We start from the raw sequence: 25,526 nt of genomic DNA on the forward strand, positions 1-25,526 counted from the left end.
GAGACAGAGATGACGAAGCCGATGCAGGACCTCCAACAGGTGACAGATTACTACGGCACCTCCCGCAAGTTTGGCGACAGCAACGCCACCATCTATGAAATATGGGAACAGGGTGGGGCCTTCAACGACTCGATTACGCCTTCTACCTACAGCCCGGAATATCGCTCGCACCTGGGTCTCAAGCTGAAATCGCTCACCCAGGAAGGTGCAACGATTTTCTCCATTGGCTGCGGCAACGGATTTGTCGAGGGCGATCTGGTGGAGGCCAGACGTCAGGTCAGAGCCATCGACTTCAATGACGAAGCCGTGATCCTGAGTCGAAAAAAAGGCGTCGATGCGCACAAGGTTGACTTCTTCACGCTGGAGCCCGGCTCCCTCGCCGGGGTCAAGTCGGTCTACGCCGATGGCTTGCTGGGCCACCTCTTCCATCCCGAACTGGAACTCAAGCCGACCTTCGACAAGCTCAAGGAACTGAACCTGGACTCCGGCACGGTTCTGGTGTTCTCCAATGACTCGCCACGCGATCCCGAGGCGCTGTTTGCCGCCCACGATAAGGTCGATGGCTTCTGGTTCATTTCCAGGGACTATCTGCGTGATGCGCTGATCGAGGCCGGCTTCGAGATCCAGGAGTCGTACTACTTTCCCTACACGCGTCCGATCAGTGGCCTGCGCAATCGCACCATGTGCGTCGCTCTGGTGCCCTGAACCCGTCCGCCCCTGCGCCGCGAGGAGAAACCTGCTGTGCCAATATCCGAAAGCTTTGCCCGACGTTTGCTCCCCCTGCTTGATGAGTTGACGACACGTTACCCGACGCCCTTTCATCTCTACGATGAGCGCGCCATCGTCCAGACTCATCGACGCGTCGCGCAGGCTTTCGCCGACAGCGCGTTTCGTCAGTACTTCGCGGTCAAGGCGCTGCCCACTCCGGCGATTCTGGCCCTGTTGCTCAAAGAGGGCAGCGGGCTGGATTGCTCCTCGCCGGTCGAGCTGATGCTGGCCGAGCGACTGGGTGCGCGGGGCGACGACATTGTCTTCACCTCCAACAATACGGCGCTCGGCGAGTACCAGATGGCGTTGGACGCCGGAGCCCTGATCACCTTCGATGACCGCAGCATGCTCGACCGAGTGAAGACCTTGCCCGAAATTGTAGGGTTTCGCGTCTCACCTCATGGGGTCATCGCCCGCTCGTCACAGATGGGCAATGCGCAACAATCGAAATTCGGCGTGCCCGATGCCGATCTGGTGCAAAGCTATCGCCAGGCCTACGACCTGGGTGCCCGACGTTTCGGGATCCACGGCATGATGTGCGCCAATGAGCTGTCACTGGAGGCTGCAGTGCAGGCCGGTGTGCAAGTCATCGAAGTGGCTGCGCGTGTAGCGCGCGAAGCCGACATCGAATTCGAGTACATCAATATAGGCGGAGGCCTGGGGATTCCTTACCGCACCGATGACCAGGCACTGGATCTGGACGCCTACGCCGCCGCGCTGAAACAGGCGCTCAAGCAAGCCTTTCCGCGCAACACGCCGAAACTTCTGATGGAGTTGGGCCGTTTCATTACCGGCCCGCATGGGGTGTTGGTGTCGCGGGTGATCAACCGCTGCAGCAAAGGCCGGGAAATCGTCGGTCTCGACGCCTCGATGTCCGCGCTGATGCGTCCCGGACTGTACGGCGCCTACCACCACCTGACATTACCTTTCGCCGGGCAACGCCCCGAAGGCGTGTTCGATGTGGTGGGCGCGCTATGCGAAAACTTCGACAAGTTCGCCATCGATCGCCCTTTGCCGACGCCGGCCATCGGCGACCTGGCGCTGATTCATGACACGGGCGCCCACGGCCATGCCATGGGTTTTACCTACAACGGCCGGCTGCGCCCGGCAGAACTGATGTTGACTGACAACGGCGATGTCGTGGAAATCCGTCGCGCGGAAACCTTCGACGACCATACCGGCCCGGTTCAATGGCAACCCGTCGACGTCTTCAACCCTCACAAGGATCGTTAAATGAGTAACCGTGAATTGATTGAAGAAGCTTTTGAACGGCGTTCGCAACTGACGTCTGCCGAGCTGCTGGCGCTGGTGCCAGTCATCGAAGACGGCCTCGCCAGACTGGAAAGCGGTGAACTGCGCGCAGCGCGCCTGGAAGAAGGCCAGTGGGTCGCCGATACGTTCGTCAAGAAACTCATCCTGCTGTCGTTCCTCACCCGCGAAAATCATGTGGGCGAAACCGCTCCATGGCGGCCGAAAAGCTACGACAAACTGCCCCTCAAATTCGAGCACTGGAATGATGCCGCGTTCCGCGATGCACGTATCCGCGTAGTGCCCGGCGCGGTGGTCCGGGCGGGCGCATACATTGCTCCAGGTGCGGTGCTGATGCCCTGCTTCATCAACATCGGCGCCTACGTCGGCGAAGGCACCATGATCGATACCTGGTCGACCGTCGGATCCTGCGCTCAGGTCGGCGCACGTTGCCATATCTCCGGTGGCGTGGGTCTGGGCGGCGTGCTCGAACCGATCGGCAACAACCCCGTGGTCATCGAGGACAACGTGTTCATCGGTGCCCGCAGCGAGGTCGCCGAGGGGGTGATCGTGCGCAACGGTGCGGTGATTGGCATGGGCGTCTATCTTGGCGCCTCGACCCCGATCATCGATCGCGCAACCGGCGACGTGCGCTTCGGCGAAGTCCCGGCCAATGCAGTGGTGATCGCCGGCAACCGCGCCGACCCGAAATTGCCGGGCGTATCCCTGGCCTGTGCGGTGATCGTGAAATATGTCGATGAGCGCACTCGATCAAAAACCTCACTCAACGATCTGGTCAGAGAGCTCAGCCGATGACCCCCGCAGGCAATGCCTTCGCCAGACTGCAAAGCCTGCTGGATGACCTGCCGCCCGCGACCGGGCAGCCGGTCATCGCCCTGCACCTGGGCGAAACCCGGCTTGGCGACCCGACGCCATTGCTGGCACCACTGTGCGAACTCGACCAGTGGACGCGCTACCCGCCTCTGCCCGGCACTCCCCAATTGCGCGAAGCCTACAGTGGCTGGCTACGGCGTCGCTTCGGCGCTGGCACCTGTCTCGATGAAGAGCGTATCGCCATCGAGCCTACGCCCGGCACCAAACAGGCCGTCGCGACTTGCATCGCCCTCGCCGTGACACGCGCACGGGCACGTGGCGTGAAAGCACCGGTGGTGGTCCTGCCCAATCCGTTTTATCCGACCTATGTCGCCGCCACCGATGCCGCCGGTGCGCAAGCGCTGTTTTATGACGTGAACGACGCTGACCTGTTGGCCAGCCTCGCCCGCCAACTGGATCAGGCCGGTGACAGCATCGCGGCGCTGGTGCTGTGCAACCCCGGCAATCCGCTTGGCAACATACTGCCTGCAAGCACATTGATCAGCCTCAGCCACATAGCCTTCCACGCCCAGGCGACGTTATTGGTCGACGAGTGCTACACCGATCTCGTCCCGCACTCACCACCCCCCGGCTACCTCAGCCTGGTGGAAGCCGATGCGGTTGCGTCCTGCCCGTTCGTGGTTCTACACAGTCTGTCGAAGCGCTCGGCGGCGCCGGGTTTGCGCAGTGGTTTCATTGCCGGCGATCCGTCTAGTGTCGCCGCTTATGCCGGCTTCAACCGCAGTTGCGGGGTCTCGCTGGCCTGGCCGGCGTGCAGCGCCAGCGCAGCGCTTTGGCACGACGAAACGCATGTGCAGCGTCAGCAACAGGCACTCCAATGCAATTGGGACCTGGCCGATGAGTACCTCGCCGCAGTGCCCGATTACCGGCGCGCCGATGCCGGTTTTTTCTTGTGGCTGGCGGTCGGCGATGGTGAAGGGATCGCGCGCCGACTCTGGAGCGAACAGGGTTTGCGCGTGATGCCCGGTCGCTACCTGTGTCATGAAGACGCCGAGGGCAGCAACCCCGGCAAAGCGTTCGTGCGCATTGCACTGGTTCATCAGGAACCGGTCATGCGCCAGGCCCTGCTGCGCCTCAGGGCCGGGCTTGCAGGTCGTTAACGTTCGACGGGCTGCAGGCGTTGGCGGGCCAGCGCGACCCAATAGGCAACGCCCAGTGGCATGATCTCGTCGTTGAAGTCATAACGCGGGTTGTGCAACGAGCAGCCGCCTTCAGCAGAGCCATTGCCAATCCAGATGTAAGCGCCGGGTTTGCGCTCGAGCATGAAGGCGAAGTCTTCTCCGGTCATGCTCGGTGCGACCCCGGTACCCACGTTTTCGCGGCCCGCCACAGCACTGGCGGCAGCCACGCAATGGTCCGCGTGCTCGGCACTGTTGATCAGCGGCGGCGAGCCAAACTCGAAAAACTTCAGCGACGCTCGAACCCCCATCCCGGCGGCCAACTGCTCGACCATCTCGGCCATTCGACGCGATGCGATCTCGCCGGCCTCGGGGCGGAAGTAACGCATGGTGCCGCCCAGCCGTGCAGTGTCGGGCACAATGTTATGGGTATCGCCGGAGTGGAACTGAGTGACACTGAGAACCAGCGCATCGGCAGGGTCGATATTGCGCGAGACGATGCTCTGTAACGCGGTCACCAAATGGGCCGCGGCCAGCAACGGATCGGCGCCCTGGTGAGGCATCGCCGCATGGCAACCACAACCGCTGACAACCATTTCGAACGGCCTCGCCCCCGCCATCGCCGCACCGTGATGAACCACGAATCGACCGGTCGCAAGACCGGGCCAGTTGTGCAGACCGTAGACGCACTCAGCGCGAAATTTCTCGAACAGGCCCGCCGTCATCATCGCCTTCGCACCCGTGCCGATTTCCTCGGCCGGCTGAAACACCAGATGAACCTTGCCGGCGAAACTGCGATCTGCCGCCAGTCGGCTGGCAGCGCCCAACAGCATGGCGCTATGGCCGTCGTGGCCACAGGCATGCATCCAGCCGTCGTGGACTGAGCGATGGGCGAAGGTGTTTTCTTCCTGGATGGGCAGCGCATCCATGTCGGCGCGCAGTGCTATCTCGATACCTGGTTGCTCGCCTTCGATGGTGGCGACAACACCCGTACCGCCGATGCCGATATGCGGTTGCAAATCAAAGCTGCGCAATACTTCTGCGATGAAGGCGCTGGTCTTGCGCTCGGCAAAACCCGCTTCCGGATGTTGATGCAGCCAGCGACGCCAACCGATCATTTGTTCCTGCAGTGCGAAATCCGTTTCCGATGCCATCCTGACGTTCCTGTCCCTGGAGCTGCTCTGAGTCGCCACACTATTCTGTGTCATTGAACTTCGCAACTGGCACGGATGCACGTCATGAACACTGCCGCAGGGTGAGCTCACCACGCTTATGTGGGCGTCGGGCTTACCCGCTCCTGCAGGGTTTGGTGGTGGATGCCGATTCGCCTGCAACCACCACCCTTCGGGTTCAGCCTCTGTCGTCAATCCCCGCTTGCAGTGACTGGCCGTCCAGATGCCCGCTCAGCGTGACGGGGCCGACCTTCAGGTTGCCGTTTTCAAGGGAAACCTTCGGTGCGTTTTCTTCCTTCTTCTGTGGCAGGTCCAACCCGGCCTTCACACTGTAATCGAGGTTGCTCAGGTCAGTGCTGACGACCTTCGAGCCCCCCAGATCAATCTTGCCCTCAGTCGCCGAAATCCGCGCGCCAGTCAATTGCGTGCCACCGCCAACCGCGAGGTGTACACCTTGGCTGGCACTGATCGCGGACGCCTGCGCAACGCTGTCCTTGTGCGCATACTCACCCTGCGCGTTCAGCGTCGGCTTGTAGTCGATGCCGGCGATTTTTTCCTTGTCGCTCGGGGGATTTTTCTTCGCGGTCAGACCCAGATCGACATCGACCTTGGCATGGTTGCTCGAGTCCTGACGGCTTTCAACGGTCAGATCACCTGCGACCTTGCCGCTGACAGTTTTCGCGTCGATCCGCGCACCCGCCAGCTGTGCATTACCACCGCTGTTCAACACCACGCTGTCAGCCTTGATCTGACTGTTCTGCTGGGTGCTGCCCTGCAAGTAATCCACGCCCACCTTGGCCCCGGCATTGAAACCGTGGTCGCTGCTGGCCTTTTCATCGGCGGCGGTCGGGGTTTTGCTGCTCAGGTTGCCGCCGGCATTCAGCGCGACATTCCAGTTATTGCGATTGTCGGTGGACTGCGCCGACTCCTGCACATAACCACCCTTCTGCGCATCGATGCTGACGTTCGGCGCGCTGACCTGGCTGCCTTGCAGGTGAATCGAATCACCGCTCATGACAATGCCGTTCTGGCTGTTGAGTTGGCCACCGGAGAGGGTTTTCGAATCTTCGTTGACCCGACCGATATTGAAGTTGCCACTCAGATTGCCGCCCTGATCACGGCTCTTCTCGCTGCTGGTTTTACTGCCGCCGCCCTTCAAGCCACCGCCGAGATTGCTGCCGGTGGCGGTGTGAGTGTTGGTTGCGGCTTGCAGATCGAGCTTGCCGTCGGCGTGCAGATCGATGGCGCCAGCGCTGTCGATCTTGCTGCCTTGCTGGACTTGATTGCCGCCGCTGCTGAGTTGCACCGGACCGTTGCCGTTGATGCTCGCCACATGGGCCTGGGTGTCAGTGGTGTGCTTGCCGGTGTGATCAAGCTGGAACCCGGCGCCGAGATCAACATTGGTGCCATCGGTGCCCGGCAAGGTGCCGACCGTCAACGAGCCATTGCCGCGCAAGCTGCTGTCGTTGCTGTGCTGGTGGTCGTTGGCCTGATTCAGCGCCAGATCACCGCCAGTCTTGATGCTCACAGCGCCCTGCCCGCCGTCGAAACGGCTGCCTTCGAACTGCGCATCGCCGCCGACCTTGATGTTTACACCCTGGCTGCCGGCATAAGCGCCGACCACGGCGCTGGAGTTGTCCTTGCTCGAGGCACTGCTGCCACCCGCGCCGCTGCCGGCGACGTTCACGTCTTCACCGGTCTTGGTGTAGACGCGCACATCGACCTTGGCATCCACCGCGTTGGCGCTGCTGCTGTGTGTGTTGCTGGCAGCATCGGCAAGCAGTTGCTCAGCGCTGATGTTCACTTGGCCGGCGCTGGCGTTGTATTGCGTGCCTTGGTCGTGCAGCGTGCCAGTGGTTTTCACATCGACATTGCCGCCGTCAAAACGGCTGACCACAGCATTGTTGTTTTGCTCGGTTTTGCTGGCGCTGCCGTGACCGACCGCAACGTCGATACCGACATTCGGCTGACCGAGATTGGCCAGCGAGTCCTTGTCCGGCACCTTGCCGTTGAGCACGTCCTTGACCGCGCCAGCGATCGGCCGGGCGATGTCCTTGTACTCGACATTGGCGCCGATGTCCGCCGACCAGTTGCTCTCGTTATGTGTGCTGCTGTCAGTGTTGCTGGCGGCGCGATTGTCGATCTCGTTGGTGGCGACATTCAGACCGTTGCCAGCCTTGAGTTGCGCACCTTCAGTGGCGAGTTTGTAGGCATTGATGGTCAAGCCGCCGCTGCTCTGCACACTCGTGGTCTGTGCGGTGGTTTTGCTGGTCGAATCCTGCGCCGTGCTGTGGGCGAAATCGACGCCGCTGCCGGCACGGTCGAGGCCACCGGTGGAGTAGAAACCACCGCCAGTGCTGGACGTATCGGAAGAAGTTTTGTGGCTGTCTGCTTCGGCCAGCAACGACACGTTTTGGCCGCTCAACGTGGTGTCGCCTGCGGTGGACTTCACCTCTGCGCCTTTGAGCGTGACGTCACCGCCCGCCTTCACCTGCACGCTGCCGCCGCTGAGGCTGGAGCCTTGCTGAGTGACATCGTTGCTGGTGACGGTTTGCTGTTTGCCTTGGTAGTGAATCCCGGCGCGATACTGCTCCGGCGTCTGCTCTTTGGCGTACGCATCGAAGCCACGGGTGTGCGTGGTATCAGTGCTGTCGTGAGTGTTCTGCGCAGAATGCACATTGATGTCGCCCGCTGCATCGGCGGTCAACGCACCGTCTGCCTTGACCGTCGAACCGGCTACTTCAATATCCTTGGCACTCTTGAGCTTGAGGTTGCTGTCCGACACCAGTTCGCTGCGCACGGTGTTGCTGTCTCGGCTGTTCTGCCGCGACTCGTCCTTGCTGATGCCGAAGAACTTGCTGTCCTTGTCGTGGTTGTTGCTGTGCGAGGTGTCCTGCACGCCATCGATGACCAGCGAACCTTTATCGCTGATCACGCTGGCGTCGGTGCCGCCGCGCACCTGGCTGCCGCTGATGCGCACATCGTCAGCCTTGACGATCAACTTGCCGCTGGCGTTGACCTTGCTGCCCTGATGTTGAGTCTTGCCCTTGTCGGCATCGCCGGTCTTGCCGAAGAAACCACCGCCAACCAAGTCACCGGAGTAACGGTTGTCGCTGCTGCGATTGGTGTGCGTGGCGGTGGTGATTTCCACCTGTTTGCCGGCCAGTTGCACATCGCCGGCACTGCTCAGCTCGGCGCCTTCGGCGCGCAACAACGCGGCGGTTTGCAGGGCGATATTGCCGGCCTTCAACTGGCTGGTGACGCTGCGCTGCTCTTCGCTGCTGCTGTTCCAGTCGGCTTTCCACAGGTGCTTGCGGTGGTTGCCTTGATCAGTCTGCGTATGGCTTTCAGTGGCGGCGCTCAGGCGCATATCGCCGCCGCTTTGCACGTCGAGATGGTTCGCTGCTTCGACTTTGGCGGCTTTCAGTTCGGTGTCTTTGCCGGACGACAACTTGACGTCGCGGCTGGCGATAATCTGGCTGCCGTGCTGGCGCGACTCACTGTCGGTCTGGGTACGATCGTAGGTTTCCCAGGTGATGCCGATGGTGCTGTTGTTCCAGTTTTCGCGCTTTTCCTGAAGCTTGCGGCTTTCGACCGTGGACAGGGTCAGATTGCGTTTCGCGTCGACGGTGACGTCGCGACCGCTAACGTCAGTGGCAGCCAGATTCAGATCCTTGCCGCTGTGCAAAGCGACATCGCCCTGGCTGCTGCGGATACCGGCACGGGTTACATCGACGCTGTTGGCAACCGCTTCACCGCTGACACTGAGGTCACCGGCGGAACGAATCTGCACGCCGTCACGCCCGGCCACTTGCACTGCGCCAACCCGCACGCCTGCCCCTTCGGCGGTGCTGACAATGTTGATGCGTCCGGCCTGCATCGCGCCGAACAGGCTGGCATCGATGCGTTGATCGCCAGTGTTTCCCGCCGGATCAACAGTGTTCACTTGGCCGCTGGCGTAGTCGACCTGATTGCGCCCGACCGTGAGGTTCAACTGATCGCGCGCAGTGATCGCGCCCTGACTGTCGATACGCGGCGCGATCAGGTTGATCGAACCTTCGCCGTTACGCAGGCCACCGCTGTGAATCTGCAACTGACCGCTAGCGTCGCGGCTGTTCAGGCTTTGCAGTTTGCCGTCATTCAACTCCGGGCGACCGACGACCAGATTGGCGTTCGGCGTGTTGATGAAACTGCCGCCATTGACCGAAATGCCGTTAGGGTTGGCCAGCACGTAATCGGCAGGCCGGCCGAAGATCTCCTGCGCGCCGTTGATGGCCGACGGATTGCGGCTGATCACTTCGTTGAGGATCACGCTCGCGGCCTGACCTTGCAGTTGCGGGTTGGCTGCCAGTTGCCCGGCCAGTTGCGATTGGCCGGCCTGCAAGGCGTTGTTCAGCACCAGGCCCTGACGGTCGACGTTGTAGTCGAGGAACTGGTTGTGCGACAGGCCCGAACCGTTGGGCGCGACGATGTTGACGATGGGCACACCGCCCTGGGTCTGCAATTGCGCGGTGCCGCCGGGTCCCGGCGCGACCACGACGCCGCCGGCGAGCGCGCTCGGCAGGTGCACGGCGAAGAACAGGCTGGCAATCGCCCAGCGCAATTTACCCCGAGGGGAAAGATGAAATGCAAAAGTGTGTGCTGGCATAAAAACGTCTCCATGTGAGTACGGCATCACGTTGCGCGTTTAGTCTTGGCCGTGGCTGACGCGCTCAGATCCGACGGCTGTTGGTTCACTGCGTTGTTCAGATTTGCAGGCCGACTCGCATCAGCCATGTTTCCGGCTCATGTTGCAGACCGTTCGGGATGTTGAGAGCGCGTTGGTAATCGACGTCCACTTGCAGGTTCTTCCAGCCCAGATTCACACCGACACTGGCGCCACTCAGGCGTTGGCCCTGCGCGCCGTGATCGGCTTTGATCCAGCCATGGTCGAGGCCCACACGCGGGGTGATCAGCAGCGGCCATTCGCTGCGCAGCGGCAGGCGCAAGGTGTTGCGCCAGATCGCGCCGCTGGCGCCGGAGGCACTGCTGACCCGGTAGCCGCGTACCGCCGAATCGTCGGTGCCGAGCAACTGTTCGATCGCCGGCAACGGGTCCGGGCTGTACTGCACATTGAGCTGGCTCTGCCACTGCCAGGTCTGCGCACCGAACTGACCGTTGCGCCATTGGCTAAGGCCGGCGCGGTACTTGCGGAACTGCGCCTTGGGCAGATTATTGATCTGCTGTTGTGAATCGTCATCGGCACCAAACCACCGCAGGCCCTGGGCGTAATTGACGTCGAGGTTCCACACCGCGCGGTCGAGCCAGAACAGATTGAGTCCGGCTTCGGCCACCGTTAGCGTCGGGCTCTGAATGCCGAGGCGAACGTCTTGCAGATAGCTGTCGACATCCTTGTGCGCCAGTTGCAGGTTGGCACTGAGCTGCCGGCTCTGGTCGCGCCACAACACGCGGTCGGCGCGCAGGCTGACCTGGTCGGTGATGCCAGTGCTGTGAAAGGTCACGCTGGGCAGTTTGAACGGCGCGCGATATTCGGCGTGGCTGGCGAACACGCTGTAGGTCCAGTAGCCGTAGGGGATTGCGTAATACAGGCTGGCGTTGCGGCTGTAGCGGTCGCCCTGATTGAGCGTGTCGCTGGCGCTGAGGCTCAACAGGTCGTTGAGTTGCAGCGGGCTGTCGAGGCTCAGGCTGACGGTGTCGCGATCACGTCCGGTGCTAGCGCTGCCGAGGTTGTCGATCCCCGCATTCAGCGCCCAGCGCGAATGCGTCGATGTGCGCGAACGCAGGATGATTCGCGAGGCGCCGGGCTGGCTGCCGGGGGCGATGTCGGCGGTGAGATCGATCGAGCGCAGGCGATTCAACTGGTCCAGACCCTGCTCCAGATCGCGCAGGTTCAGCGGCTCGCCGAGCATGTTCGGAAAAGCACCGCCCAATGAAACCGGCAAGCTCTGATCCGCCAGTTCAATGGACTCGATGTAGCCTTCGTCAACACCGATATCCAGCGACTGCCCCGCTGCCGGTGCGCTGACCAGATAAGGCCGGCTGGCGATGTAGCCCTTGTCGACGTAGATCGCGGTGATGGTCGCCAGCAGATGATTGATCTGGCCGACGCCCATGCACGGCGCCAGCAGCGGTTTGATCCGCGCATTGAGCTTGTCGCTGTCGATCAGCGTGACGCCGCCAATGCGCGTGCCGCTCAACGGCCAGCAACGTTCATCGGGGGTGACGGTTGGCGGAATGGCCGGAGTGACCGGCACCGGACCGAACGCGCCGCGCTGCAGTTGCCGTTTTCTCTGCTCAAGTTGCAACTGTTGCAGATCGCGTTGCTGCTGTTGCTGCTGGCGCAGCACTTCCTGGCCCGGCGCGACAGGTTCGGCAGCTTCGATCGAGGAGGCACAGACACTCAACACAAAGGCCGACAACAGCGGGCAACGCGTGGAACGACGACGAAAAACAGCGCAAAACGAAAACGGCACGCAACATCCTTGCGATCATAAAATGGCGTAATGCCATGTCATCAATGATCGTGATAGTCGGAGCCCTCCTACACAAATGCAAGACGCTTCCTACAACGCTTACATTTCTTAAACAATTGCTTTGCCTGGCTTTATTGTCAGTAGCAAGGCCACGGCGCTGCACGTTATCAGGGTTTCCCCGAGGGCTTGAAACCAGCCCGCGAGCATCAGGGCTGCACCAATCAGCAGGTAATACATCAAGCCCAATAACGCCCCGGCGGTGCCCAGCCGATCAGCGTAATCGGCCAGTGCCGAACCGAGTACGTTGGGGATCGCCAAGCCAAACGCCAACACCACCAACAGCATTGGCAGGACGAACGCAACACTGTCTTGCAGCGACCACACGCCCATACCGCCCAACAATGCGATGCCACCCGCAAGCCGAACCAACTGCAATGCCTTGAACCCGGCTGTCAATAAACGCCGGTTGAGGCATGCTCCAAAACCTGAGCCCAACGCGAGGATCACGCCGCTGTAACCGAACACTCTGGCGTCCACCCCCAGCCGCTGAAATATGAACGGCGCGAGGCTGTAATAACTGAACAACGCCACATTGAACGAAGCGATCCACAGCGCCGAGCGCCAGATTCCCGGGTCACGCAGCATGCGCCCGAAGGTTTCAAACAAACCGACATGTCCGGTTGACACTGTCCGGGTTTCCGCCAGGATGTACCAACTGCATAGCCATAACAGCGTTGCCAGCAACAGCAACGCAGCAAGCACACCGCGATAACCGAAGACCTGAACCAGACTGGCGCCAGTGAACAGGCCGATCGCCGGGCTGGCCGCCAGCGCGATACCCACCAGGGAAAACACCTGCGCCAGTTCTGTGCCTTTGAAGCGGTCGCGCAACACGGTCTGCGTGACCACCGAGCCCACTGCCGCACCGAAAGCCGCCAGCATCTGCGCCAGTAACAAGCCGTTGAAACTGCTGACCCGCAGGCCAAACAGCGTGGCAGCGGCGTAGATCGCCAGACCGGCGAGCATCGTCGGGCGTCGACCGATGCGATCACACAAGCGTCCCCACACCACCACCCCGACGGCAAACGAGAGGAAATACACGGATAACGTCTGCACCGCTGCTTGCGGGCCGACGTTGAACACACGCCCGATATCACCGAGCGCCGGGCTGTACAGGGTTTGCGCGATCTGCGGAAACATCAGCAACGCAATCGCCAGCCACAGGAAATTTCTATGGTTCATTCTTCATCACTCCTCGCAAAAGCCGCCGAGGAGTTTAAGAATCGGTGAGTGACGTATTATCGGAACCCTGCCAACTAATCGCTGAAATCGGACAACCCATGGCTTGGCTCGACGCCCACACAACATTTGACGCTGATCGCTTTCCCGCACCAGTGATTGGTATCGCCTCGACCTTGGGCGATCACGACTCCGGTCTGCACCGTCATCAACGCGGGCAGCTGCTGTACACGCGACGAGGCTGCACACGGATTACCCTCGCGCAGCAACTGTGTCTGCTACCGCCGTCGCGGGCGGCGTGGATTCCGCCGGGGATCAGCCATCGAGCGGTGATGCAGCAGAGTGTCGATTACCGTTCGATCTACCTGACCGCCGAACTGTGCGCCGAACTGCCGCAGCAGGTCTGCGTGATTGAGGTCAGCCCGTTGTTGCGTGCGGTGCTGGAACCGATGGCGCGGGCCGATTTCGCCACCGATTGGCAGCAGGGCAAATTCGTCCACCTGCTTAGCCTTTGTCTGAGCGAAATCGCCGAAGCGGCGCAGCAACCAATGCTGTTGCCGTTACCTCGGGACAAGCGTTTGACGTCGTTGCTGAAAACGCCCGAACAACTGCCTCCGGAACTGCAAGTGCTGGAACAGCAGATCGGCGCCAGCAACCGTACCATCGGGCGGATCTTCCAGCGCGAAACCGGCATGAGTTATCAGCAATGGCGCCAGCAGTGGCGTCTGATGCGCGCCATGGAATTGCTCGCCACTGGGCGCAACATCAGCTATTGCACCTTTGAACTGGGTTTTGCCAGCGACAGCGCCTTCATCGCCTTCTTCAAATCCATGACCGGCCGCACACCAGGCCACTGGCTCAAGTGAGCAACTGACGATCGGCGTCAGAAATCATTTGCGACTAAATATTACCTACGTCATATTACAGCCGTAATAACGACCCGTTTACGCAGGTAACCCGCCATGACCAGCATGCCCACCCTCGAACCTGTTGTGGTGAAGACCAAGCCGCCCCTGCTTAAACGCTTGCTGCTTCCTGGCGCAGTATTGCTCGCGCTGATCTTCGCCGGGGTCTACGCCGTACATTGGTGGGGCGCCGGGCGATTTCTTGAAGAAACCGACGATGCCTACATCGGTGGCGACGTCACGGTGATCGGGCCGAAAGTCGCCGGTTACATCGACGAAGTGCTGGTCAGCGACAACCAGCACGTCAAGGCCGGCGACGTGCTGATCCGCCTCGACGCCCGCGACTATCGCGCCAACCTGGCCAAAGCTGAAGGCGCCGTTGCTGCCGAAGAAGCGCTGCTGGCAAACCTCGACGCCACCGAACAGCTGCAACAAGCGGTGATCGGTCAGGCCCGCGCCGGCATCGATGCCGCCGGCGCAGAAACCGCGCGTTCGCGAGATGACAACGCGCGCTACAAACGCCTGGTGACGACCAATGCCGTGTCGGTCGAAAGTGCGCAACGCGCCGATGCCACCTTCAAAACCGCGCAAGCCTTGAGCGCCCGCGCCCAAGCCGAACTGCTCGCCGCACAACGCCAACTCGCCGTGATCGATACACAAAAACAACAGGCCCGCGCCGCGCTCCAGCAAGCCCGCGCCGAACGTGATCTGGCGCAGTTGAACCTCGGCTACACCGAATTGCGCGCGCCGGTGGATGGCGTGATCGGCAACCGCCGCGCGCGGGTCGGCGCCTACGCCCAGGCCGGTTCCCAACAATTGTCCGTAGTGCCGGCGAGCGGCTTGTGGGTCGATGCCAATTTCAAGGAAGACCAATTGGCACGGATGAAACCCGGCCAACGCGTGAGCATTCGTGCCGACGTGCTTTCCGGCCAGGAATTCCACGGCCGCCTCGACAGCCTTGCCCCGGCGACCGGCTCGCAATTCAGTGTGCTGCCGCCGGAAAACGCTACCGGTAACTTCACCAAAATCGTCCAGCGTGTGCCGGTGCGCATCCTCCTCGACCCGGCGGACGGCGTGCTCGGCCACTTGCGTCCGGGTCTGTCGGTAACGGCGGAAGTCGACACCCGCACGCAACCTGAAACCAGCGCTGTGGCCGTCGCGCCATGAGCACCGCCCTCGCCGCCCCTGCACAGCCATTCAACGCGGCGGACATGGCGACCGCGACCAAGGTGTTCGCCTTCGCGACCATGTGCATCGGCATGTTCATCGCGCTGCTGGATATCCAGATTGTCTCGGCGTCGCTGCGTGATATCGGCGGTGGACTGTCCGCCGGCACCGACGAAACCGCGTGGGTGCAGACCAGTTACCTGATCGCCGAAATCATCGTGATTCCATTGTCGGGCTGGCTGTCGCGAGTGTTTTCGACACGCTGGCTGTTCTGCGCCTCGGCGGTCGGTTTCACCCTCGCCAGTCTGCTCTGCGGCGTGGCCTGGAACATCCAGAGCATGATTGCCTTTCGGGCGCTGCAAGGTTTTCTCGGTGGTTCGATGATCCCGCTGGTGTTCACCACGGCGTTCTTTTTCTTCACCGGCAAACAACGGGTGATCGCCGCCGCGACCATCGGCGCGGTCGCGTCATTGGCACCGACAATGGGGCCGGTGATCGGCGGCTGGATTACCGACATTTCTTCGTGGCACTGGCTGTTCTACATCAATCTGGTGCCGGGGATTTTCGTTGCCGTGGCAGTGCCGATGCTGGTGAAGATCGACCAGCCGGAATTGTCGCTGCTCAAGGGCGCGGACTATCTGAGCATGGTCTTTCTCGCGCTGTTTCTTGGCTGCCTGGAATACACCCTCGAAGAAGGCCCGCGCTGGAACTGGTTCAGCGACCAAACCATCCTCACCACGGCGTGGATCAGCGGCCTCGCCGGATTGGCCTTCATTGGCCGCACCTTGCACGTGGCCAATCCGATCGTCGATCTGCGCGCCTTGAAGGATCGCAACTTCGCCCTCGGCTGCTTCTTCTCGTTCGTCACCGGCATCGGCCTGTTCGCGACGATTTACCTGACGCCACTGTTTCTCGGCCGGGTACGTGGCTACAGCGCGCTGGACATTGGTCTGGCGGTTTTCTCCACGGGTGTGTTCCAGATCATGGCGATTCCGCTGTATGCCTTTCTCGCCAATCGCGTCGATCTGCGCTGGATCATGATGGTCGGTCTGGGCCTGTTCGCGGTGTCGATGTGGGAGTTCAGCCCGATCACTCACGACTGGAGCGCGGGGCAATTGATGTTGCCGCAAGCGTTGCGCGGAATTGCCCAGCAACTGGCGGTGCCGCCAGCGGTGACGTTGACCTTGGGTGGGTTGGCACCGGCACGCCTCAAGCACGCTTCGGGTCTGTTCAACCTGATGCGCAATCTGGGCGGGGCGATTGGTATTGCGGCCTGCGCGACCATTCTCAATGACCGCACCAACCTGCATTTCACCCGGTTGGCGGAGCATCTGAACAGCAGCAATGAAGCGATGAATCAGTGGCTGTCGCAGGTCGGCGGCAACCTGGCGAATCTGGGCCAGAGCGGCGACGTCGGGGTCACCGCCAGCTTGCGCCAGTTGTGGTTGCTGACCTACCGCGAGGCGCAGACGCAGACCTACGGCGACACCTTTCTGATGATCGGCGTGTGCTTCGTCATCGCCACCGCGATGGTGCCCTTGATGCGCAAGGTGCAACCACCGACGGCGCCGAGTGCGGATGGGCATTGATCACTATTTTCTGGCAATGCCCATTTCCCTTGTGGGAGCGAGCCTGCTCGCGAAGGGGTCGTGTCAGTCACCATGGTTGTTATCTGACACTCCGCTTTCGCGAGCAGGCTCGCTCCCACAGGGGAAATGCGTTGAGGCTTAAGCTTGCGGGGTTTTGCGGAAACCTACGGCCAGACGGTTCCAGCTGTTGATGGTGCTGATCGCCACGGTCAGGTCGACCATTTCCTTGGGCGAGAACTGGGCCGCGACCACGTCGTAATCTTCATCCGGCGCATGGGTCAGGCTCAGTTGGGTCAGCGATTCAGTCCACAGCAGCGCAGCGCGTTCGCGGTCGCTGAAGAACGGCGCTTCACGCCATGCGGTGACGGCGAACAGGCGACGCGGGGTTTCACCACCCTTGATCGCATCGGCGGTGTGCATGTCGATGCAAAAGGCGCAGCCGTTGATTTGCGAGGCGCGCAGCTTGACCAGTTCGATCAGGGTCTTTTCCAGCGGCAACTTGGACACCGCGGTTTCCAGGGCGATCATCGCTTTCAGTGCGTCTGGGGATGCGGTGTAGAAATCGGTACGAGGTTTCATGGTGGCTCCGGGCAGCAAGTGAATGTGTGGCTACGTTAGTCCTCGCACCCGGTTCGGCAAATAGCCAATATTCCAGAAGATCAGGAGGCCACTCGGCTTCCTCGCTGACCGCTCGTCAGCCACTGGGCACCAAGGGTTCTGCGCGTCAGACCAATATCAGGTACATGCCCTTTCTGGAGACGGATCATGATCACGCGCAAACTCACCTCGTTATTGCTCGCCGGCCTGCTGGCCACGGCATCGGCCGCCAGCTTCGCCGCCAACGACGGCGCTGACGCCACTGGCACCAAATCTGGAGGCCCGAGCAGCTCGACCATGCCACCGGACAACACCCCGGGCGCACCTTCTGGCGGTAGCTCCAGCAGTGGTTCCGGTGCCAACTCCGGCACTGGCATGGACAGCGGCACTGGCACCAACGGTGGTGCCAGCGGTTCGGGTTCGGGGGCTGGTGGAGGCACCGGATCGGCCGGCGGCGGCACTGGCGGTGCGGGCGGTGGCACTGGCGGCTGAACGAACAAGAGCCATCCGTGGTGAAACACACCCTTGGTTTCCAGGGGGCTTCACCTAATCCTGGCTCAATGAAATTCCCTGTGGGAGCTGGCTTGCCAGCGATAGCGTCAGCACAGTCGACCTCTTCCTTGACTGACCGACCGCCATCGCTGGCAAGCCAGCTCCCACAGGTTTTTATGTAGGTATGCAGATCAACGGTCAGAGCGCATCAACTCGGCCAGACCGCTGTCCAGCGACAACACCGCCGCACGATTGCGTCCTGCATTTTTCGCCTGATACAGCGCCGCATCGGCACGCTGGATAAACACTTCCAGACTGTCATTGCCGCTCGGGATAAACGAATAGCAGCCCAGACTTACCGTCAGATAGCCGGTCGGCGAGCCGCTATGGATGATGTGTTTATCGATCACGCTGCGGCGAATCTGCCCGGCGATCGCCAGCGCTCCATTGATATCGGTGTCCGGCAGCAGCACCGCAAATTCCTCGCCACCGTAGCGCACCGCCAGATCAGCCTTGCGCTGACAGCACGCCCGCAGCACCTGAGCGACCTGAGTCAGACAATGGTCTCCCGCCACATGCCCATAAGCATCGTTGTAGCGCTTGAAAAAATCGATATCGAGCATGATCAGGCTGACCGGGCTGACCTGCCGCGCGCCGCGTGCGAATTCGATTTCCAGCGATCGTTCAAACAAGCGGCGATTGGCCAACCCGGTCAGGCTGTCGTGAGTCGCAATCTGCTCCAGTGCGCGCTGGGCCTTGCGCAAGTTCTTCTCGATGCGTTCGCCGTCGCGCACTTGATGAATGAACACCCAGCCAAACAGGCCGACACCGAGAATCACCAGCGCGACAATCACACTCGACTGGAATGCGCGTGCGTACCAACCCTCGAGAATCGTGTCGCGCGAGGTCGCCGCCGACACCACCAACGGGTATGCCGACAAGCGTCGATAACCGTATAAACGCACCACGCCATCGACCACCGAATCGATCATCGCCGTGCCGGCAGCGGCCTCGGGCAGCAACGTGCGATAAATCCGCCCTTGCGCCAGCGAAGTGCCGATCAGGTTTTCATCAAACGGCCGACGGGCGAGCAAAGTGCCGTCGCTCAGCCCGAGAAACATGATGCCTTTATCATCGAGGCTGAAGCTTTCGAAGAAGCGGTCGAAGTACGACATCTTGATCCCGGCCAGCAACACCCCCTGAAAATTGCCGGCGTGATCATTGACGCGCTTGGAAATCGGGATGATCCACTCACCGTTCTCGCGGCTGCGAATCGCCGGGCCGATATGCGCCAGTGTCGAGACGTTCTGCTGGTGGAATTTGAAGTACTCGCGGTCCGCCACGCCGTTGCCACGGGGCAGATCGGCGAACGAGGTAATCACCCACTGACCCTGCGTGTCGAAGAGAAACATGCCGTGCAACTGATCGAGTTGCTGCACCCGACGGGCAAAGGTTCTCTGCAAGCGTGGTTTCTGCGCGGCGCCGTAACCGTCCTCCTGAATCCAGTCGACCAGGCTGGTCATCACCAGATCGGCGGCCAGAAACGTGTCCTCTGCCTGCTGCGCCATGGCCCGGGTCAAGTTGCTCGACGCCACTTTCGCCACCGCCAGATCCTGGCGCCGCGACTGCTCCAGTTGCAGGTACAGCAAACCGGACAGGCACAACCCCACCGCAACGATAAACAGCACCGCCGCTTTGCGCAGCGGCAGGCGTTTAAGGGTGCCTCCGGGGGCCTGATGCGGATCGTGAATGGGGATAGGCAAAAGCAAGTCCTGGGCAGGTACGGCAAGGGCGCCAGCGGGTAAACCCTTATGTTTGTGAGCGTAGCCCACCGGGATGTACGGGGCAAACGCCCCGGTCCCGCCCAGTTATATCGGCGCGCAACGAGATTGGATGATCGCTGTTCGACGATTTATTTTCGATTGCTCCTTTACGGTTAGTCAGTTGTGAAGGGCCAGGCGCCGCATCGCACTGTGCAGGTGTGCCCGCGCACTCTGTGAATCACCGGATAATGTGGGTCAAAAGGTGCGGAGTACCCCGCATCTGTTACTGCAGTTTGTTGATTTCACGTAGGAGGTCCGCGATGGGAATGTTAATTGTGTTTGAGTAGTAAGGTTTGTAGCCGTAGGCAGTGACGACGACTTTGCAGGGGATTTGTTGCTTGTTGGAGAGGAGCTGGTTCAGTTCTATTACTGACAGATCTGGACTTCAGTCATTTGAGGTTTCACCTAGGAATGCACGAGTGAGATAGGAGAATTTCGCCTCGTTGCCTTCATTTTCTTCCGACCTTATCAAGCCGAATACAAAAAACTGAATGGCTTTGCCCACGGAAAAATCATGATCATCCGCCAAGGCACAATGAAGCGTGCCTGAAATCATACCGACTCGTTCATCGCGATCAAAAAGATCCAGCACATCAACATCCCGATGATATATAGCAAAGACTTTTGCCTTTCAACAGACTCAAAACTCAAGTTTGCGGAGGCTTCACGGGGTCCTTCGCACAACCAGAGCAAATAGCTAAAAGTGAAAAAAGGAGGAACTTGTTCAAAGGAAAATCCTTTGACGGATATAGTTAGTAGGCAAGATTTGCGGATCGTCTCCTCGATCTACGGGTGAGTACATTTGTATTCACTGACATCTCGCGAGAGATGATCATTTTTTAGCCAGAATAGGCGATGGCGGCTGATAGAGCTCTTTTAGAGTGAATGGTCCTCGTGTATGGCTTATCTGCTGCTGTCAATTCGGTCTGCTCGCAAATCTCACTAACGTGCCAAGACTCCGCAGTCTTCCATTGAAGCTTGATCATAGGCCACCGGGTTTCCCGATGATGGTATGATGTCATTTTGACCATCAGTCACTAGGAAAGCGCTTTTGAAAAGGATGTCGTTTCAAGCCAGGCTCTGTGTTTGGGTATTGATTTCTTCTCCCATCGCTCAGGTTGCTCAGGCGGCAACTGCACTTTCAGAATACTCAAAGCCGCATGCTACTGAATCGTTTGAGCTTGATAAAGGAACTCAGGTTCGTACTCATCGATTTGGCGAGTATCAACTGATCGAGGTGTACATTCCGGCTGAGTCTGCAGTTGTGACGGTCCACGATTTACGAGCTAAGGGGGTAGCCGTTGATGCATACCGAGGTCTGGAAACAAAAGACACTGTCGCAATAATCGGGGGTGGTTTTTTCGGCTACAACTCTAAGGGAGAAGAAGAGCCAATAGGTTTGACCCGAGTTAATGGGGAAAGAAAGGTTGCGCTAATGCCTTGGTCCCATGGCGGAGTTTTTGCGTCGAATGGCACTGGGACACTTCGTATCTTTCCAGCGACTAGTAAAAATCAAGGTGGTCGTTGGAAGTACGCTTTACAATCGAAACCCATAATCATACAAAATGGAAATGTAGACGTAGGTAAAAATTTGCGTGACGCAGAATTCAACCGAGTTGCTGTAGGGCTTTCGGTTGGCGGGGACATCCTAATTGTTGGGCTGTTCCAGAACTTCGGCCAAGCCGCCACTCAGGTTCAATTCTCTTACATTTATAGAATTATTGCTGAAAAGCGAGACTTGAAAATACTGAGAGCACTCGCAATGGATGGAGGCGCTGGCGCACAAATACATATCCCAAAATTAGACCTCAACTTTGGAGACACAGGACTTTCATACTTTCCTAACGCGCTTCGTTTCAATACTGTGACGGGGCAGCAATTTATAAATGAATAAATCATACAGACAATTTTTTAATTATTTTCGACAATGGAAGGGAGGAATACTTCTTCTGCTCAGCGGCATCGGTGCCTTTTGCGCCTGGGTAGGAGCAACATTTAGCGACGAGATAAAATCAGCTCTAAACCTGCAAAACGCTGAGGTAGTAATTTCTGCTGGCAATCCTCGAGTAGAAATTAACAAAAAAATAGATCTCGAGGCCCGCGTCAACTCCGTCGGCTACCAGAATCTCGCTCCGGGCGTATTTTCCCTGATCGTTAATCATGAGTACGTTACCGTCAAACCTAAAATCAGTGTAAAGCTGGATGCAATCTCCGGGACAACTCCCGTTGACGTCCCAGAAATAAAGGTTATAAGGATGCCGCCCGGCCGTTTAACTATCAGCGCGACTTACGTTTCAGGCAGCCTTGAAATCAGGTCCAATGAACTTGTTCTCGAAATTATACCACCAGAGCTAGTTATACATCCTCACTTCGATAGAAGCGATACGGGAAGAGTTAATCTTTCAGGAAAATGGAATATTGTAGTCGGCGGAGTAACAGGCACAATGACACTTCGTCAGGGCACGGACAATAAAATCTATGGCAACTATGAAATCCCAGGTGGCAAGTGGCAGGCTGGAGAAATTACAGGCTTCAAAGATGGCAAAACATTCCGAGTACAATTTAGCGTACCTGGACGAGAAAAATCGGAAACAATACGCGTCGCTGGCTATTTTGAGATCCAAGGTGCAAACGGGGACTATATTGAAGTCACAGGATGTGCCTACCATCTTCGCAGAGCTAAGATTATCTATGACACAGTAGGTATGGAGGGAGTGGATTGCAAATCTCCGACAAAATATGATCATTGGAAGGTCTTACAGACCGCAAGTTTTTATGCCGCGTCACCGTTCGACAAACAAGAGTAGCTTTAGATAGTGCTCGGAAGCTGCACCAACAGTTCAGCATACAGCTCGCTCGACGGCCATCAAACTGTCGAACTCACATATTAGTCAGAGGCAGAAGTAGGTTTGGCAATATACCCTTCGCATGGGATAGGTCACTCACGTGGTAGATTTTCGCTCATGGAAATGCTCCTTACTGCCGTGTCGTATTACAATTGCGCGCTAGCATGACCAATCTTGTTTAAATGCAAATGCAAAAAAGGCGCCCCGATCGGGCGCCTTTTTATACGTGGAAACCGCTCAGCTTAGCGCGACGGCGGCACGCGAACATCTCCCGCCCGGCACTGGGTTTTCACGCCCTTGCCACAGGCGCCGAACTGCAAATCCTTGCCCATGCACACGCGCACTTCCGACAGTTCCGGGCCACTGCAAATGACCGCGATGCCATCGGCCGGAATCCCCGGGTTGGCCTTGCGGAACAGGTCGGCGATTTCCTGGGCTTCGAAGTAATAGGAACTGCTGAACGGTTGCAGTTCGTCCGGGATTTTCACCGCCGCCACGGCTTTGTCCGCTTCATCGAGATAGCCCATCGCGCCGAGGCCGCTGCAGGTGCCGTGCTTGGCCCATTCGTGGTCGAGCAGTTTTTTGGTCGGGAACAGCGTCAGACCCTGGCTGGTTTGCGCCGCGTTCAGCGTGGTCAGTGGTGGGCAGGATTCCGGCCAGCCACCCTTGGCGTATTGCGGCCACAACCCGTGCAGCACGAAGCCGTAGCCCTTGCCCGTGCACTGCGAGTCATCTTTGTGGGTCAGACAAAAGGTCGGCGACCAGGACAACGCCAGCAGGTAGTAATCGAACACCCCCGCCACCGATTCCGCCTGGGCCTTGCTCGACTGTGATTGCCGCGCCGAACTCAGGCCGATGCTACCGACCGTCAGCGCAATCACCGCCAAAATTGTAAACAGCTTTTTCATGTACCCACTCCTTGGGACGCCTGCGTCCATGGTTTTCGATCCTGACCGACTTGGCCAGCGCTGATTTCGCCACGCTTGTGTTGCAAGCGCATGACGCAAGGCAAAGCCGTACACCGTTGTAAGGTCTACGATTAACAGGCAGACACCAAACCAAGGGATCCGAAATGAGTAAAGCAGACGAACTCGCCGCCAAACTCAAGCAAACCCGGCACACCCATGCCGATGCCGCGCTGGAGATCGATTGCTGGCCAGCTCAGGTGTACGACTTGTACCACCGCATTGAGGCGTGGTTGCAGCCCGTCACCGAAGTAGGACTGAAGATTCGGCGAAATCCTACGCATGTTTGCGAAACTTCACCGGATGGTGAAGCGCATGACTATGCGATTGATCAACTGGTGATCGAGGCCAATCATCAAAGCCTGACATTTGATCCCATTGCGCGGTTTACCGAGGATGGCGCCGGGCGCGTGCAGATCAGCCCGTCAGCCACGGACACCTATTTGCTGCGTACCGTGGATGAGCACGGTGAAAGCCATTGGTGGATGCAGTCGATTGAAACAGGCCAGCAGCTGGATGCCATCGCGCTGACTGAAAACAATCTTTTGCTCGCGGTGCAGGAAGGCCTCGGTCTATAGAGACCATCATTGCCGCCGCGCCGAGCAAAATTCGACGATCACCTGCGAGACCGCATCGATCATCTGCGGATCAGCGTGAGGCGCGACAAACAAGCGGAACTGCGCATCCGGTAAGTCCGGCAAGCCCTGTTCCGCGCCCAGCGCGGCCATCCCCTGCCCCAACTGACATGCCGGCATCGGCGCCACGGCAAATCCGGACAATGCCGCCGCACGCAACCCGGCGGTACTCGAACACAGCATCGCCGTACGCTGGGAAATGCCCGCCTGAGCCAATCGCGTCAGCGCCGCCTCGCGATAAGGACAAGGTTCGGGAAACAGCGCCAGCGGCAATGGCGTCGGCAATTGCGTGACAGGTTGCGCAGCCCACGCCCACACCAGCGGCTCCTGCCAGAGTAAACGCCCCGACTCAGCGGTTTCACACAGCGAACCGATGACCATCTCCAGGTCGCCCTGCTGCATCTGGCCCAGCAACGTCCCGGGAATGTTCACCTGCACATCGATCTCCATCCCCGGATGCTGCGCCGCGCAATCCTGCAACACGCGCAACAACCGCGCCTCGACAAAATCCTCGGAAACGCCAATTCGCACCCGCCCCTGAAACGGCGTGCGCGTGAGCTGCGCCCAGGCATCGCGGTTCAACGCCAGAATCGTTCGCGCATACGCCAGCAAACGCTCGCCATCGGCGGTGAGTTGCTGAGAGCGGGTGGTGCGCTTGAGCAACGGTTTTCCCACCTGATCTTCGAGCCGGCGCAGATGCCCACTGACCGCCGATTGCGTCAGATGCAGTTTTTCTGCGGCACGGCTGAAGCCGTCCTCGTCGACAACGGTGACAAATGTCTTGAGCAACAGGGCGTCAAACATAGTTAGATTCGTGATCAGTGACCGATTTATTCACGATTTATAGTTTGAAGCACGCTATGTTGCAATGCCTCGCACTCTTCCCCCGACTGCCGAGGCTTCACGTGACCACCCTTCTGCACATCGAATGCTCACCGCGCAAACAACGCTCCGCCTCACTGCAAGTGGCGCGCAGCTTCATCGACCGCTATCTGCAGCATCAGCCGCAGACCCACATCGAAACCCTGGACCTGTGGGGCATGCCGCTGCCGGAGTTCGGAGAAGAGGCAATGAATGCCAAGTACGCCGGCCTCAGCGGTACGCCACTGACATCCGCCCAGCAATCGGCGTGGAATGAACTCGAGCACCTCGCCGCGTACCTGCATCGCGCCGATATTATTGTGCTGTCGGTGCCGCTGTGGAATTTCAGCATTCCCTACAAGCTCAAGCACTTCATCGACCTGGTGTCGCAGAAGGACATCCTCTTCAGCTTCGATCCGGAACGCGGCCTGCAAGGTTTGTTGAAAAACAAAACCGCCGTGGGCGCCTATGCGTGCGGGATGGATTTCGCGGCGCAGTCGGCCACGCCCGCCGAACGCTTCGACTTTCAGAAACCCTACGTCGCTGCATGGCTCGACTTTATCGGCATCAGCGATGTGCATGAGTTGAGCGTCGAGAAGACCATTCTCGGCGAAGGCGTCGATCGTCAGTCGCGGCTCGCGGCGTCACAACAGGCGCGGGATCTGGCCGACCATCTCGCTGCAACTGAAGCTGACAAAACTGTAATCCCCGCCTCAGCCAACTGAAAGCCGGCG

Annotated in this window: 21 protein-coding genes; 12 read left to right on the plus strand and 9 right to left on the minus strand. The window is 59.4% G+C overall.

Going from position 1 to position 25,526, the window contains the following annotated elements; all coding sequences use genetic code 11:
• Positions 1–9 precede the first annotated feature (9 nt).
• Genes U6037_RS19290 through U6037_RS19305 form a run of 4 tightly spaced genes read left to right on the plus strand, consistent with a single transcriptional unit; the run spans position 10 to position 4,010 of the window.
• Positions 10–705 carry an oxin biosynthesis protein gene (locus U6037_RS19290; RefSeq protein WP_322844178.1) on the plus strand — a complete coding sequence of 232 codons (696 nt, stop codon included), beginning with the start codon at positions 10–12 and terminating at the stop codon, positions 703–705.
• Positions 706–741: 36 nt separating this feature from the next.
• Complete coding sequence (locus U6037_RS19295; RefSeq protein ID WP_322844179.1) at positions 742–2,001, plus strand: diaminopimelate decarboxylase; 1,260 nt, start codon at positions 742–744, stop codon at positions 1,999–2,001.
• Positions 2,002–2,832, plus strand: a complete 831-nt coding sequence (locus tag U6037_RS19300; protein ID WP_322844180.1) for a 2,3,4,5-tetrahydropyridine-2,6-dicarboxylate N-succinyltransferase — start codon at positions 2,002–2,004, stop codon at positions 2,830–2,832.
• Positions 2,829–4,010, plus strand: a complete 1,182-nt coding sequence (locus tag U6037_RS19305; RefSeq protein WP_322844181.1) for an aminotransferase class I/II-fold pyridoxal phosphate-dependent enzyme — start codon at positions 2,829–2,831, stop codon at positions 4,008–4,010. Before U6037_RS19300 ends, U6037_RS19305 begins: the two co-directional genes overlap by 4 nt.
• Here the strand turns inward: U6037_RS19305 and U6037_RS19310 are convergent.
• From U6037_RS19310 to U6037_RS19325, 4 genes are all read right to left on the minus strand, one after another.
• The gene (locus U6037_RS19310) at positions 4,007–5,182 is read right to left on the minus strand and encodes a M20 aminoacylase family protein (RefSeq protein WP_127929097.1); all 1,176 of its coding nucleotides are present in this window, start codon (positions 5,180–5,182) and stop codon (positions 4,007–4,009) included. The genes U6037_RS19305 and U6037_RS19310 overlap by 4 nt on opposite strands.
• A gap of 196 nt (positions 5,183–5,378) precedes the next feature.
• Complete coding sequence (locus tag U6037_RS19315) at positions 5,379–9,848, minus strand: hemagglutinin repeat-containing protein (protein ID WP_322844182.1); 4,470 nt, start codon at positions 9,846–9,848, stop codon at positions 5,379–5,381.
• A 97-nt stretch (positions 9,849–9,945) separates the two neighbouring features.
• Complete coding sequence (locus U6037_RS19320; protein ID WP_322844183.1) at positions 9,946–11,673, minus strand: ShlB/FhaC/HecB family hemolysin secretion/activation protein; 1,728 nt, start codon at positions 11,671–11,673, stop codon at positions 9,946–9,948.
• A 108-nt stretch (positions 11,674–11,781) separates the two neighbouring features.
• Entirely contained in the window at positions 11,782–12,915 is a 1,134-nt protein-coding gene (locus U6037_RS19325) for an MFS transporter (RefSeq protein ID WP_322844184.1), read from the minus strand.
• Between the two features lie 98 nt (positions 12,916–13,013).
• Here U6037_RS19325 and U6037_RS19330 point away from each other — a divergent pair, with 98 nt between their 5' ends.
• The 3 genes from U6037_RS19330 to U6037_RS19340 all read left to right on the plus strand — a co-directional run bounded on the left by U6037_RS19330 (position 13,014) and on the right by U6037_RS19340 (position 16,573).
• Positions 13,014–13,778 (plus strand): helix-turn-helix transcriptional regulator, encoded by a 765-nt coding sequence (locus U6037_RS19330; protein ID WP_322844185.1) that lies wholly within the window; start codon positions 13,014–13,016, stop codon positions 13,776–13,778.
• A 96-nt stretch (positions 13,779–13,874) separates the two neighbouring features.
• Complete coding sequence (locus U6037_RS19335) at positions 13,875–14,984, plus strand: HlyD family secretion protein (protein ID WP_322844186.1); 1,110 nt, start codon at positions 13,875–13,877, stop codon at positions 14,982–14,984.
• Entirely contained in the window at positions 14,981–16,573 is a 1,593-nt protein-coding gene (locus tag U6037_RS19340; RefSeq protein WP_322844187.1) for a DHA2 family efflux MFS transporter permease subunit, read from the plus strand. The genes U6037_RS19335 and U6037_RS19340 overlap by 4 nt, the downstream gene beginning before the upstream one ends.
• A gap of 138 nt (positions 16,574–16,711) precedes the next feature.
• Here U6037_RS19340 and U6037_RS19345 read toward each other — a convergent pair whose 3' ends face one another.
• The gene (locus U6037_RS19345; RefSeq protein WP_242208560.1) at positions 16,712–17,152 is read right to left on the minus strand and encodes a carboxymuconolactone decarboxylase family protein; all 441 of its coding nucleotides are present in this window, start codon (positions 17,150–17,152) and stop codon (positions 16,712–16,714) included.
• A gap of 186 nt (positions 17,153–17,338) precedes the next feature.
• On the opposite strand from U6037_RS19345, the gene U6037_RS19350 reads away from it, so the two are divergent.
• Positions 17,339–17,662, plus strand: coding sequence for a hypothetical protein (locus U6037_RS19350; protein WP_242208561.1), 324 nt, complete (start codon positions 17,339–17,341; stop codon positions 17,660–17,662).
• A 191-nt stretch (positions 17,663–17,853) separates the two neighbouring features.
• On the opposite strand, the gene U6037_RS19355 is transcribed toward U6037_RS19350, so the two are convergent.
• Together U6037_RS19355 and U6037_RS19360 are read right to left on the minus strand one after the other, a co-directional pair.
• The gene (locus U6037_RS19355) at positions 17,854–19,425 is read right to left on the minus strand and encodes a diguanylate cyclase (RefSeq protein ID WP_322844188.1); all 1,572 of its coding nucleotides are present in this window, start codon (positions 19,423–19,425) and stop codon (positions 17,854–17,856) included.
• Positions 19,426–19,870: 445 nt separating this feature from the next.
• Positions 19,871–20,077, minus strand: a complete 207-nt coding sequence (locus tag U6037_RS19360; RefSeq protein WP_322844189.1) for a hypothetical protein — start codon at positions 20,075–20,077, stop codon at positions 19,871–19,873.
• 468 nt (positions 20,078–20,545) lie between these two features.
• On the opposite strand from U6037_RS19360, the gene U6037_RS19365 reads away from it, so the two are divergent.
• The gene (locus tag U6037_RS19365; protein ID WP_322847342.1) at positions 20,546–21,379 is read left to right on the plus strand and encodes a phosphodiester glycosidase family protein; all 834 of its coding nucleotides are present in this window, start codon (positions 20,546–20,548) and stop codon (positions 21,377–21,379) included.
• A complete protein-coding gene (locus tag U6037_RS19370; protein WP_322844190.1) occupies positions 21,372–22,292 on the plus strand; it encodes a hypothetical protein in 921 nt (306 codons plus the stop codon). Before U6037_RS19365 ends, U6037_RS19370 begins: the two co-directional genes overlap by 8 nt.
• A 281-nt stretch (positions 22,293–22,573) precedes the next feature.
• Here the strand turns inward: U6037_RS19370 and U6037_RS19375 are convergent, their stop codons facing one another.
• Positions 22,574–23,239 (minus strand): ribonuclease T2, encoded by a 666-nt coding sequence (locus U6037_RS19375; protein ID WP_322844191.1) that lies wholly within the window; start codon positions 23,237–23,239, stop codon positions 22,574–22,576.
• 164 nt (positions 23,240–23,403) lie between these two features.
• Between U6037_RS19375 and U6037_RS19380 the strand changes: the two genes are divergently transcribed.
• Entirely contained in the window at positions 23,404–23,874 is a 471-nt protein-coding gene (locus tag U6037_RS19380; protein ID WP_322844192.1) for a hypothetical protein, read from the plus strand.
• Positions 23,875–23,880: 6 nt separating this feature from the next.
• Here the strand turns inward: U6037_RS19380 and U6037_RS19385 are convergent, their stop codons facing one another.
• A complete protein-coding gene (locus tag U6037_RS19385) occupies positions 23,881–24,735 on the minus strand; it encodes a LysR substrate-binding domain-containing protein (protein WP_322844193.1) in 855 nt (284 codons plus the stop codon).
• Between the two features lie 101 nt (positions 24,736–24,836).
• Between U6037_RS19385 and U6037_RS19390 the strand changes: the two genes are divergently transcribed.
• On the plus strand, positions 24,837–25,517 hold the full coding sequence (locus U6037_RS19390; RefSeq protein WP_322844194.1) for an NAD(P)H-dependent oxidoreductase: 681 nt from the start codon (positions 24,837–24,839) through the stop codon (positions 25,515–25,517).
• The last annotated feature ends 9 nt before the right edge of the window (positions 25,518–25,526 follow it).

Source organism: Pseudomonas sp. B33.4 (assembly GCF_034555375.1).
GTDB lineage: Bacteria > Pseudomonadota > Gammaproteobacteria > Pseudomonadales > Pseudomonadaceae > Aquipseudomonas.